Source organism: Calothrix sp. UHCC 0171 (genome assembly GCF_034931845.1).
Classification (GTDB): domain Bacteria; phylum Cyanobacteriota; class Cyanobacteriia; order Cyanobacteriales; family Nostocaceae; genus Brunnivagina.
On record NZ_JAYGHN010000026.1, the window covers coordinates 1 to 11,665 of the forward strand.

The following is an 11,665-nucleotide window of genomic DNA, read 5'->3' on the forward strand; positions in this document are numbered from 1 at the left end:
TATATTTATGTTAAAAACAATAATGATTTAAGTCACTATCTTGCTGATAATTTTGAGTCAAAAATATACCTAAGTATACAGGGCAAATGCATCTAAATTCTGTAAGCTTTACGTAGCAAGGGTTATGTCTTTTAGTTACTAAACTAAATAATGGCTGAAACCCTTATCTCGTAAGCATTGTAAAAATAAGATGCGTCTGCCCTGCGTATACAGAAAATACACTCGCTTCTAACCTATCACGAATGCTTCTGAATTTCTGGGGCAGAACTGAATACCAGCACACCGTCTTCAATCGCCTCACAACGAACCATTTTCTTGTCTCGTTTGTAGCTTTGAGCTCCAACCCAGGGTTCGCGATCGCCTTGCTTCGGCAACAAGTGTATCACCCTTTGTATGTAGCCAGAGGAAAAATTCTCAACCAAGGGACGTGCAGTCATATTCTGCTCTTCATCCCGCAGACGTGGTGTACATTGAGAAGAGCTAGTCTTATCCATGTGATTGATGATGCGGCAAATATATTCCGCTATCAGGTCAGCACGTAGAGTCCAGGAGGCATTGACGTAGCCAAAGACCGAAACAAGGTTCGGCACATTGGAATACATCATGCCCTTGTAGACATAGGTATTCGAGAAGTCAACTGGCTGACCATCAACGTCAAATTTTACACCACCAAGTACAACGAGATTGAGTCCTGTTGCCGTAACAATAATATCGGCTTCAAGTTCCTGACCCGATTTTAGGAGGATACCCTTTTCAGTGAAAGTATCTATATTATCGGTGACAACCGATGCCTTACCTAACTTAATCGCCTGGAACAGGTCGCTGTTTGCCACTAGGCAGAGACGTTGGTCCCAAGGATTGTAGTGCGGAGTGAAATGTTTTTCAACATCATAGTCAGTACCAAGTTCTTGACGCACCATGTCAATCAGTTTCTGCTTGCTCATCTCCGGTTTTGCACGCATAGTCTGATAAGTTATCTGTTGAAGTGCGATGTACTTCAAACGCATGATCAGATAGGTCAGTTTGGCAGGCAGAAACTTACTGAGAAAGTTGGCAATTGCATCTTCGTCGGAGCGTGAAAAAAGATAACTTGGTGAACGTTGTAGCATCACCACATGTTCTGCATCTTTAGACATTTCTGGTACCAAGGTGATTGCGGTTGCTCCAGAACCGATGACCACCACCTTTTTACCGCGATAATCGAGACTCTTGTCCCATTTTTGTGGATGAATTATTTTGCCCTGGAAGCGATCGCGACCTTTGAATTCGGGGGTGTAGCCATCCTTATAGCTGTAGTAGCCAGAACACATCAGCAGGAGATTGCAGGTGAAGCAGACGGTTTCATCTGTATCCTTGCGTTGAGTTTCAATCGTCCATGTGGAATTGGTGCTTGACCAAGTAGCTTTCTTGACGAGATAACCATAGCGGATATGTTTATCGATACCGTTTTCTGTGGCAGTCTCCTGCACATATTTGAGGATTGATGGTCCATCGGCGATAACTTTCGCTTCTTTCCACGGCTTGAAGTTATAGCCGAGTGTATACATATCACTATCGGAGCGGATACCTGGATAGCGGAAGAGGTCCCAGGTTCCACCCATAGAATCCCTCCCTTCCAGAATCATGTAGCTTTTTCCTGGGCACTTGCTCTGTAGCTGATAAGCTGTGCCGATTCCGGAAAGTCCTGCTCCGACAATCACAACGTCGAAATGTTCTATGGACATGGTTTATTCCTTCTGCCTCCATTTTGGGCAATGAACAGATTCACATCCCTGCAAACTATTCTTGTAATTTACAATGAATAAATCTAACTTACATTCCGCACCCCAACTGTTATATCTGAACAGTTGAGCTATCGCTAATTTGGCTTTTCATTACTAAAAATAACAGATGAAGATACAAGTTTCTATAAAGATTGAGAGCAATATCATTACGGGGAATTGTCACCCCAATCATGGCGAAAACTTTGCCATCAACATATTCATAACGAACGTCTTGGTAAGGTTCCCATTCGAGATATTCCTCGATGGTCATTTTTGCGGTTGTTGAGGGATAGCTACCATAACCAAAGTTTTCTCAAGCTTGTTTTGATTGTCGCAAAGTGGTGTGCTGTAATATACGACCTTTACAGTAATCCTGGAATTTCCCCAATCAAAACCTGCGGTGGTGTAGAATCAGTAAAGATAAGTAAAAAATGTCTCAACATTCCCTGATTTAGCTGTAATTCCATGGTTTAAGAAACATTATTAAAATTAATGGACATGAGCAAGCTCGCTCAACAACCTGTAAAGTTTTTCCGGAATTGGTTTAAAGTCTTTGGCGAAGCCCGCACGCGGATTTTGCTGTGGTATCTGCTGTTGATGACTTTTTTTATTGCGATCGCAATCCCTACAATTCATAACCGTTTGTTTGCAAAAGTACAAGCACGGGTAGAGAAAGATATAGATGAGGAAATTACTGAGTTTCAAAAAATTGTCACCGAAGGTTATAAAAACCAGGAGGCAGAGGATTTAGAAAGGTTACGCAAACGCAAAGATAAGATTATTTGGGAACCACCCCAAAATCTCGCAGAATTAATCGAGATTTTCAATATTTATTTCTCCGATGAATTACCTGATGATGATGTCTATTTTATTGCCGTGGTGAAGGGGGAATTTTATACATCAACTCCGCGAGCTTTACCCAATGCGATCGACCGAAATTCAGCTTTAATGAAACGTTGGTTAAAGCTAACAGAAGCATCCAGAGACGAAGTAAAAGTCGATGACCCCAGAGTTGGAAGTATTCTTTATGCCGCTTACCCCATACGTATTAATAATGAAGTGATGGGAGTATTTATTGCTGCTCATACGACTGCTGGAGAACGGGAAGAAGCACTAGAAGCTTTACAAGTTATTAGTGAGGTTCAATATTTTGCTCTCATTGTGGCTTTATTGTTGGCTTGGTTTGCTGCTGGTCGAGTTTTAGCACCTTTACGCACTTTTATTCAAACAGCACAATCAATTAGCGAGTCGAATTTAGCCAAGCGCATCCCTGTGGATGGAGGCGGAGAAATTGCCGAGTTAGCAAAGACTTTTAATGCCATGATGGATAGACTTGAGGCTGCGTTTGCAACTCAACGCAACTTTATTAATGATGCGGGGCATGAACTGCGTACCCCCATCGCAATTATTCGCGGACACCTGGAACTAATGGGGGATGAGCCGGAAGAACAGCAGGAAACCCTCGCAATCGCCATGGATGAACTCGATCGCATGACGCGGTTTGTTGATGATTTGGTTTTACTGGCAAAGGCAGAACGCCCCGATTTTTTGATTTTAGATCAAGTTGATATTGCGGCATTCACGGAAGAGGTATTTAATAAAGCCAAGGCTTTAGCACCAAGAAACTGGCAATTAGACGCGGTTGCCAAGGGGAAAATGCTGGTAGACAGGCAAAGATTGACACAGGCAATTATGAATCTGGCACATAATGCAACCCAGTATACTGAAGAGGATAGTATCATTTATATCGGTTCGGGTATATCCAAAGGAAAAGTCCGCTTTTGGGTGCAAGATACAGGAGCAGGCATTACACCCGCCGACCAGAAGCGCATTTTTGAAAGATTTGCCCGTGCCGCAAATAGTCACCGTCGTTCGGAAGGAGCAGGTTTAGGTCTATCTATCGTCAAAGCCATTACTCAAGCACATAGTGGTAAAATTTACCTCAAGAGTGCATTGGGAACTGGTTCTACCTTTACCCTCGTCCTACCTTTAGAACCCTTGAAACAAGAAGTTGTATCCGATGAATCGAATTCTCATCGCCGAAGATGAACCCCGTATTGCTTCCTTTATTGAGAAAGGATTGCGATCGCACGGTTATACAACATCTGTTGCTTCTGATGCAGCATCTACTACTGATATGGTGTTTAGTGCAAATTTTGACTTATTGATTCTAGATTTGGGGCTTCCCGGTAAAGATGGGCTATACATTTTAGAAGAATTACGGGGACAAGGCGAACAATTACCAGTAATTATTTTGACTGCCCGCGATGATATTCAGGATAAGGTGGCGGGGTTTGAAGCCGGTGCGGATGATTATTTAACTAAACCGTTTCGGTTTGAAGAGTTGCTGATGCGGGTAAAAGCCAGGTTGCGTAATCATAGTGCCAATCAACCAAAAGTAGAAATGGTGTTGCAGGTAGGAAATGCAACTTTAGACTTGCGATCGCGTAAAGTAAAAGTTGCAGGAGAAACAATAGAATTACCCGCGCGGGAATTTACTTTGGCGGAAACTTTTTTTAGTCATCCTGGACAGGTTTTAAGTCGGGAACAGTTATTAGATCGGGTTTGGGGTTATGATTATGACCCAGGCTCTAATATAGTTGATGTTTATGTTGGTTATTTGCGGAAAAAACTTGGCAACAATCTAATCGAAACTGTTAGAGGTATGGGTTATCGTTTACGAATATAAGACTTTTCTCATGTAACTTTCATCATATTTTCATCGCTAGATCAGAAAATAGTATGCAATACCTCTTAAGCCTACCAAATCAATCTTCTCAATTTATTTGATTTGATTGTTTTAGACGGTTTCTCGGTGTGTTCTCCTGAATACTCGGTCAAAAAAATCAGATTACATCTTAGACTACATCAGTTAACACTGAATAACTTGAGGATGGGCATCATTTGTCCATCTCTTTCACTATTTGCTAGCCCATAATAGTCATAACCAGAAAATATTCGCTAAATTTAGTTTCACGTGAGTAAGTAGAAAGACAGAATTATTTGTAAGATGCATCTCGACTGCGGAAAATCACGTTTTTTGTGGGGGCGTAGCAATGCTAAACCCCCTATAAATGACAAAAGTAGGGTGTCGTTAGCGCAGCGTAACGCAGCATTTCACGTTCGATTATAATTGCCAGTTATTGAATTCCCGTTCTTTAACACTAAAGTCACGAGTAATCGAAGCCAGAAATGACCTATTTTCGTCAATTCATACCACGGTTAATTTTGACAGTGCCTAAGTCCTAAAGATATTAAAATAACTTTTCATAAAAACAATAGTTTTCAAATATTAATTATTAACACAAGCTTATCGTAGTTTTTTTTATACATAGATGCCAGGACATTCAGTAAAAAATTAAGAGACTATTTATAAAGTAAATATTTATTAACAATAGTCACGCAGGGAAAAACCAGGTTTCTCATCAAAAAGTCAGATAATGCTCGATACTTAAATCCAAGAAACTGGGTTTCTTGGGTTAAAATTAAAAAATTAAATATAGGAATCTATCCAGTTGGATTTTTGAACAAAGTTAGCTATTCTAGTAGTATGATGCCATTTAACTAGAATTTCTGATAAGTTTGGCAAGCCGAAAAAGAAAAAGATTGGTATCAAGCACTTTGTGAAATGGTATAACAAGAAAACTTAACGCAGTTTTTTAGCAATACTACAGAACTACGTATCTGCTCAAAAATTAAGTATGACTCCTACATAACTTAGAGAGGAGGAATATGAATATAATGAACAACTATATAGCTAAAAATAAATTTTATTTTATGAACCGCATACTTATTGCCGAAGACGAAACACGTTTAGCTGCATTTATCGAAAAAGGGTTCCGCAAGAATGGTTTTATGACAACAGTTGCATCGGATGGAGAGCAAGCATTACAAAAGGCTACAAACGAAGAGTTTGAATTATTGTTGCTGGATTTAGGTTTACCAATTAAGGATGGTTGGGCTGTTTTGCAAGAACTCCGTAGCCAAGATGAAAATTTGCCAATTATTATTATCACGGCTCTTTCTGACGAACGAATCCGAACTACTGCACTCAGTTTAGGTGCTAATGATTACGTAACCAAGCCATTCCGATTTGGCGATTTATTAGCAAAGGTTAATTCATATTTAGAAAAAGTTAATCAAGACAAAGATGTAGTTTCATAAAAATGAAAACTTTTTATCTCCATTCAATCTGAAATCGACTTAATGGACTCTAAAGTTCCACTTTTAATCCTCATATAAATCAACTACAGAATTACCTTTGCCATCAAAATATACTTCATATTCCCTTTCTCCATCTGTGATATCTGCTTCGTAAAATAAACCTTGAGGCGTAATTTCTATTTCGTATTTTGTAATTATAAATTTTGGATATTCTTTTTTTATTTTCTCTAAGACAACAGCAGGAAATTCTTTTTCTGACACTAAATATTCACTTTCTAACCATTCTCCAGTACCTGAAAACTCAGCTTCATATTCGATACCATTTTGAGTAAATACCGCCTCATAACCATAGTCATGTATCTGCCAGGTGTGAGGTATCTCAGAATATTTTGCTGTGAATGCTTGTTCTACAACTATAGGGACAATTATCTTTTTTTCCTGTTTTTTGCAACAATGACAAGCAGCTAAAAATATTAGTAGCGATACATTGCAAATACCTACTATGATTACTTTCATCTGCATCGCTTTAACTAATTCTCCAATCTACTAGGGTTTGGACATGACTTAATATTATTATTAAATTTTGATTGAATTTTGATTGAATTTTGATTGAATTATTTACAAAGGTAAAATTATGGTAAATGTGGCTCCTTTTCCTATTTTACTGGCAACTGTTATTTTCCCATTATGAGCTTCTACAATCGCTTGAACTATAGATAATCCTAAACCAGAACCTTCCGAACGACGGCGACTGTTGGCAGCACGGGCAAAACGCTCAAATATTCTTTTTTGTTCTCCCTGGGCAATACCCTCTCCAGTATCCCGCACCCAAAACTTAACTTTACCCCGATAAATCACAGAACCAAGGGCAATAATATCAGTCGTTTTTGTATATTGGGTTGCGTTTTCTGCTAAATTCATGATAGCTTGAGTCAAGCGCTGGCGATCGCCGACTATTTTACCTTTTCCTACATTTTCTAGCTGCCAATTGCGTTCTCCTAAAGCTTGAGCTTTGGCAAATATCTCTTCAGTAAAATTACTAACCTCAAATGTTTCTAAATACAAAAAATTAGGATGTTCCACCTTTGCCAGTAGAATTAGATCGTTAACCAATCGTTTCATTCGCTCTAATTCATCCATTACTAACGCTAGAGTTTCCTGCCTTTCTTGAGGCTCATCCCCCATCAACTCCAGATGACCATGAATGATAGTAATTGGTGTTCGCAGTTCATGTCCAGCATCGTTGAGGAAATTTTTCTGACTGTTAAAAGCAGCCTTTAATCTATCCATCATTTCATTAAAGGTAGCTGCTAATTCGGCAATTTCTCCCTCTCCACGCACGGGTATACGTTGGTTTAAATCAGAGCCACTAATATTACGAGCAGTTTGTGTCAGTAAGCGTAAAGGTGCGAGAATTTTTCCCGAAGCAAACCAAGCCAAAACTAAAACCAAAAATAGCATACTTGCACCCACCTGAATAATTACACGCACAGCTTCCAAGACTTCATTACGTTCACCAGCTGTAGTGCGTGCAATTACAAATACCCCCATAATTTCGCCCTTGATGATTACAGGTTGAGCAAGATAAATAATACTACCCACATTACTACCATGAATTATCTTTTCACCTTCCTCTGCTTGAGTTAATTTTGCCCAATCAAGAATTAATTTTGAATCTATACTTAGTGGTTTTGGTCTGGCTCTAGGACTCGATTTATAAAATTTCCCTTCCATTAAGGCAATCAGATATGTATCGTCTTCTGGAAGTTGATTACCCAAAAACCCATCAAAAAATTCTTCCAACTCGGCTTTAGAAGATGGCGGCTTTAGTAGACGTTTATCAGCTTTCCGAAGTGAATTAGTTGCTTCTCTATTCTCATTCTGTATAGTCTTTTGAGCTTCCCTACTAACTAATTCCTTGAATACCTGCATTTTTTCCATTGTCTCCCTATAAACACGAGTATTCACTCGTGCGTACAATAACTCACGAAATGCAGGGACAAAAATCACAAAAGTCACACCAAAAATTAGAATATACGAGAAAAGAATACGGGTACGTGCGTACCACATAAAGCCCTTAAAGTTCTTCGCATATTCTCTGATTACTGATTGCTTCTTTTCATGATTTTTCGACATTAATGATAATTACTTGCAGGTAAAATATTTGTGGAAATGTACATCTATTATATAATAATCCTCAATCATTTTAGCTAACCGACAAAGGAATTTTTTCCCCAATCAGACTTAAAAATCCCGTACCAAAATGTTGAATTTCCAAAAAATTCGCCTGTTGTGGTACTGTTTTGTAAACCCTAAATGTCTTCATGATTCCTAATGTCGCAGCACTTTCTAAGGGGCTGACAAAACTAATATCTCTGTCAATAAAATGCTTTTGCTTAGACCAATAAGCCATCTGATTAGCATTCAAAAAATAACAGCCAGCATGGGGATTTAAAGCACGATTAAATGTGATTGGCATCCCCATTATTTGACCTTTTAGTTCCCATTTTTCTTGTACATTCTGAAAAGGCGCAGTGACTCTTGGAAGTAAATCGCCATCAATATAGGCTTTATCGGTCAGATTGTTAACGGAGACTTCATAGCGATTAGGTTGCAGCAGACTTAAATCACTAGCTTGTTGCGTAAACCAATTTAATTTCACAAAAAACCAAGGGTCATGAATGATTAAATCATCTTCCAGGAAACAATAATAATCATACTTGCCTAAATTGTCTCTCAGTACAGCTTGACATTCAAATCCCAACAACAAAGGTTCGGCTTGAGTTACATAGTTTTGATAAAAATGGGGTGGTAAAGATAGCTGTTCGAGAAGATGACAATCTTGAGTAGTACAAATAATAATATCGAGTTGGCTACGTTGAGGCTGGTTAGCTGGAAAAGCTAATCTTTGAGCGATATTAATAATACTTTGAGATTTGCCAAATAGCTGATGTAAGTTAGTAATACTTTGAGTTAAAGCTTGTATGCGTGGCTGAGGATTCTTTCGTTGGGAAGCGTGCTTACCCTGACTATCTGGTCGAAAAAAGTGAGCAATGGTAAAAAGTATCCGCATTTTTTTACCTTAATTACAAGATTTTGAGCTAAGTAATTCTGATTCCTAACCGATTAAATTCCCGACTTTTGGAGAAGTCGGGAATATGAATACCCGCTACTTATCAGGTATTCATGATGTCTGCAAAGTTAGCTGAAGATAAAATCGCTAGCATCAACATTGCTGGAATTGAAGCCTGCTAAAGTAATCGTATCTGCACCGATGGTAATAACAGCAGGTGCGCCAGATGGTGGAGTAATCCCCAACGCTGCAAAATTGGTATTAAATGCCCTGAGATCAATTTTGTCTACACCATCAGCAAAACCGACAATGCGATCGCTGCCAAAGCCTGATGCAAAGACAAAGGTATCAGCACCATCACCACCATTGAGGGTGTCATTGCCTGCTCCACCAGTCAACCAGTCAGCACCGACTCCACCGTTGAGGTTATCATTGCCATCACCCCCATCAAGGGTATCACTGCCCGCTCCTCCCACAAGGGTATCGTCACCTGCGTTGCCAAAGAGAATATCGTTACCACCTGCTCCATTCAGGTTATTATTGCCCGCATTACCAGTAATGGTATTGGCAAGTGCGTTCCCTGTGCCGCTTTCTGCTGTGCCAATTAAGGTCAAGTTTTCTAAGTTGTCGCCTAAAGTGTAGCTAGCGAGGTTAGATTGTACGGTATCTATGCCTTCCTCAGCATTCTCTGTAATGATGTCTCCGATGCTATCAATTACATAAATGTCATTACCCAGACCACCAACTAAAACATCATCACCTATTCCACCATCAAGGAAATCATCACCGCCATCACCATTCAAGTTATCATTGCCAGCACCCCCAACCAGGGTATTGTTAGCGGCGTTACCTGTGATAACGTTGTTAAGTTCGTTACCTGTACCACTTTGGGCGGGATCGATCAGGATTAAATTTTCTACATTGGCGGTTAAAGTATAGCTAGCAAGACTAGATTGGACAGTATCTATACCTGCGTTGGCGTTTTCAATGACGGTATCTCCAGCACTGTTAACGATATATATGTCATCACCAGCGCCACCAACCATCCTGTCATTACCGTTACCACCATCAAGGAAATCATTGCCTGCACCACCGTTGAGGGTGTCAGCACCAGCACCACCAACTAGAGAGTCATTACCCGCACCACCGTTCAGTTCATCATTACCAGCACCACCGTTGAGGGTGTCAGCGCCTCCTTCACCATTGAGAATGTCATTACCGTTACCACCATCAAGGTAATCATTACTAGCACCACCGCTAAGGTTGTCATTACCACCATTGCCAAAGATATTATCGCCGTTGATTGTACCAACGATGGTGTTATCAGCTTCATCTCCAATATATAGACCGATCGCATCAACAGCATTTGCTCCCGTCAGGTCTGCTCCGATAAAGGTAGCATTGGTGAAGTTACCCTTCGATAAATCGGCATTTGTGAGATTGGTATTGGTAAAGTTCGCACCAATCGCTAGTCCGTTAATGAATACACCTTGGGCATTGGCTCCCGTGAAGTTAGAACCACTTAAATCGGTGTCATCAAATTTGGCATTAACTAGGTTTGTCACTGTCACAGCGCCATTAGCAGCAACATAGGAAGTAAAATCAGAACCAGTTAAAATGGCATCATCTGCTAATAATCCGCTTAAATCAGCACCGCGAAACTTCACATTTGCTGGTTGTCCTGGATTAAGCAGGACATCACTCAAAGAGACACCACTGAAATTAGCCAAATCAAAGGTAGAATTTTGCAGAATTACATCTGTGAAGTTTGTATCCCGAAAATCAGCACCTGTGGCATTGACATTCACTAAGACAGCGTTTTCTAAATTTGTGTCCAGTAAACTAGCATTCGTCAGATTAGCACCTGTAAAGTCAGCCGCTTTGAGATTTGCCTTAAATAAATCGGCTCCGGTAAAGTTTGCTCCTGTTAAATTTGGTCGCTCTGACTGTTCACCACTGAGATTGGCTTCTCGCAAATTCGCATTAGTTAGGTTAGCGTTGGAGAGGTTAATAAATTTCGTGTTAATGAGTGACAAATTAGCCTGAGTCAAGTTAGCTCCACTCAGATTCACATTCTCTAATGTCGCTAGAAATAAATTAGCTGGACCAAAGTTGTTATTAGCAGCAAAAATCGCATTCTGAGCATTGACATTAAACCAACTAGATTCACTAAAATTTGTGCCTCTTAATTGTGTCGCGTTACCTGCATTATTGGGATCAAAGCGAACGTCTGTCAGACTGGCTTTGAAAAAGGTAGAACCGTTGAGGTTTTGACCTCGGAAGTTATTTCCAACTAAGGTTTGTTCGTTAAAGTTTAAAGCTGGCATGATGCACTCCTTGTTAAAAATATGTAAGTTTTGAATTGCTCAAAAACCGATAAGTAAAAAAATGGTAGTGGGAGCGTCTCGCTCCCTATTTTCAGGAAGAGTATTACTCCTATTTCCAGGAAGAGTATTACTCCTATTTCCAGGAAGAGTATTGCTCCCTATTTTCAGGAAAAGTATTACTCCTATTTTTAGGAAAAGTATTACTCCTATTTCCAGGAAGAGTATTGCTCCCTATTTCCAGGAAAAGTATTACTCCTATTTTCAGGAAAAGTATTACTCCTATTTCCAGGAAAAGTATTACTCCTATTTCCAGGAAAAGTATTACTCCTATTTCCAGG

General features: G+C 39.8%; 9 protein-coding genes and 1 pseudogene. 3 read left to right on the forward strand and 7 right to left on the reverse strand.

Going from position 1 to position 11,665, the window contains the following annotated elements:
* Positions 1-236: 236 nt before the first annotated feature.
* The gene (locus VB733_RS18400) at positions 237-1,724 is read right to left on the reverse strand and encodes an NAD(P)/FAD-dependent oxidoreductase (RefSeq protein ID WP_323341514.1); all 1,488 of its coding nucleotides are present in this window, start codon (positions 1,722-1,724) and stop codon (positions 237-239) included.
* Between the two features lie 130 nt (positions 1,725-1,854).
* Positions 1,855-2,063, reverse strand: a pseudogene (locus VB733_RS18405) (Uma2 family endonuclease); the annotation flags it as partial.
* 198 nt (positions 2,064-2,261) lie between these two features.
* Here VB733_RS18405 and VB733_RS18410 point away from each other — a divergent pair.
* The 3 genes from VB733_RS18410 (at position 2,262) to VB733_RS18420 (ending at position 5,927) form a co-directional block, all read left to right on the forward strand.
* Positions 2,262-3,812 carry a HAMP domain-containing sensor histidine kinase gene (locus VB733_RS18410; RefSeq protein WP_323341515.1) on the forward strand — a complete coding sequence of 517 codons (1,551 nt, stop codon included), beginning with the start codon at positions 2,262-2,264 and terminating at the stop codon, positions 3,810-3,812.
* Positions 3,784-4,452 carry a response regulator transcription factor gene (locus VB733_RS18415; protein WP_323341516.1) on the forward strand — a complete coding sequence of 223 codons (669 nt, stop codon included), beginning with the start codon at positions 3,784-3,786 and terminating at the stop codon, positions 4,450-4,452. The genes VB733_RS18410 and VB733_RS18415 overlap by 29 nt, the downstream gene beginning before the upstream one ends.
* A 1,088-nt stretch (positions 4,453-5,540) precedes the next feature.
* On the forward strand, positions 5,541-5,927 hold the full coding sequence (locus VB733_RS18420; protein ID WP_323341517.1) for a response regulator transcription factor: 387 nt from the start codon (positions 5,541-5,543) through the stop codon (positions 5,925-5,927).
* Positions 5,928-5,990: 63 nt separating this feature from the next.
* On the opposite strand, the gene VB733_RS18425 is transcribed toward VB733_RS18420, so the two are convergent.
* The 5 genes from VB733_RS18425 to VB733_RS18445 all read right to left on the reverse strand — a co-directional run.
* Positions 5,991-6,443: a PepSY-like domain-containing protein gene (locus VB733_RS18425; protein ID WP_323341518.1), complete on the reverse strand. Its 453-nt coding sequence runs from the start codon at positions 6,441-6,443 to the stop codon at positions 5,991-5,993.
* A gap of 102 nt (positions 6,444-6,545) precedes the next feature.
* Positions 6,546-8,063 carry a sensor histidine kinase gene (locus tag VB733_RS18430; protein WP_323341519.1) on the reverse strand — a complete coding sequence of 506 codons (1,518 nt, stop codon included), beginning with the start codon at positions 8,061-8,063 and terminating at the stop codon, positions 6,546-6,548.
* 70 nt (positions 8,064-8,133) lie between these two features.
* Positions 8,134-9,000, reverse strand: coding sequence for a calcium-binding protein (locus VB733_RS18435; protein WP_323341520.1), 867 nt, complete (start codon positions 8,998-9,000; stop codon positions 8,134-8,136).
* A gap of 128 nt (positions 9,001-9,128) precedes the next feature.
* Entirely contained in the window at positions 9,129-11,327 is a 2,199-nt protein-coding gene (locus VB733_RS18440; RefSeq protein ID WP_323341521.1) for a pentapeptide repeat-containing protein, read from the reverse strand.
* Between the two features lie 133 nt (positions 11,328-11,460).
* The coding region (locus VB733_RS18445) for a hypothetical protein (protein WP_323341522.1) at positions 11,461-11,665 on the reverse strand (205 nt) is incomplete at its 5' end.

Excerpts from the sequence above, each read along its gene's own strand:
- VB733_RS18400 (WP_323341514.1), bottom strand. The coding sequence starts at position 1,724 with ATGTCCATAGAACATTTCGACGTTGTGATTGTCGGAGCAGGACTTTCC.
- VB733_RS18410 (WP_323341515.1), top strand. The coding sequence starts at position 2,262 with ATGAGCAAGCTCGCTCAACAACCTGTAAAGTTTTTCCGGAATTGGTTT.
- VB733_RS18415 (WP_323341516.1), top strand. The coding sequence starts at position 3,784 with ATGAATCGAATTCTCATCGCCGAAGATGAACCCCGTATTGCTTCCTTT.
- VB733_RS18420 (WP_323341517.1), top strand. The coding sequence starts at position 5,541 with ATGAACCGCATACTTATTGCCGAAGACGAAACACGTTTAGCTGCATTT.
- VB733_RS18425 (WP_323341518.1), bottom strand. The coding sequence starts at position 6,443 with ATGAAAGTAATCATAGTAGGTATTTGCAATGTATCGCTACTAATATTT.
- VB733_RS18430 (WP_323341519.1), bottom strand. The coding sequence starts at position 8,063 with ATGTCGAAAAATCATGAAAAGAAGCAATCAGTAATCAGAGAATATGCG.
- VB733_RS18435 (WP_323341520.1), bottom strand. The coding sequence starts at position 9,000 with ATGCGGATACTTTTTACCATTGCTCACTTTTTTCGACCAGATAGTCAG.
- VB733_RS18440 (WP_323341521.1), bottom strand. The coding sequence starts at position 11,327 with ATGCCAGCTTTAAACTTTAACGAACAAACCTTAGTTGGAAATAACTTC.